We start from the raw sequence: 585 nt of genomic DNA on the forward strand, positions 1-585 counted from the left end.
CGACGCAGGACTCGCACGGTGTTGGACCACAGCGGGCCGCACGAGTAGTTCCATGCGACTTGTCCGTCGTAGTCGTAGCGATCGACATCAAGAGCGACACCGCGCAGGTGCATGTCCTCGCGTGCTGAATGCGTGCGCCCGCATGGACAGCGTCGTGGCGGTGCTGACTCATCGGGAACCTTGTGGACGTCGCCGAACGACGGTGCCGTCAACGTGACGAAGTACAGCACCGAGCCCTCGGGCGCGTTGAGGATGCCATCGCGCCCGATAGCCTTCCAATCGTTGCGAAACACCTTCGCGCAGTAGGCGCACACCGCGCTGATGCGTGACCCGCACGCCACCTTGACGAACCCACCATCGCGGGCCACGTGAATAGGCCGTCCACAGCCCCTTTCGGCAAACTCAGACATGGTGAACCGTGCCTGTGAAATGCCTGTGCTGTGTCGCCGTCATGTTGCGAAAACAGGCGTTGAGCCGGGTTTGTACGCCGAATCTGTCAGTATTTCGCCCTGCGCGGGTCAATCCCCCAGGCGCCCCAACATCTCGTAATGAATAGGTCAAGGGTTCGATTCCCTTAGGCGGCTC

The 585-nt window shown here is 61.5% G+C and carries 1 protein-coding gene; it reads right to left on the reverse strand.

The genetic code is table 11. The features are described from left to right. Positions 1 to 410: replication initiator (locus ON058_RS11060; RefSeq protein WP_342453051.1), on the reverse strand; the 410-nt coding region annotated here is incomplete at its 3' end. Between the last annotated feature and the right edge of the window lie 175 nt (positions 411 to 585).

The sequence above is a fragment of the Demequina sp. B12 genome, from assembly GCF_028823635.1.
In the GTDB taxonomy this organism is placed as follows: domain Bacteria; phylum Actinomycetota; class Actinomycetes; order Actinomycetales; family Demequinaceae; genus Demequina.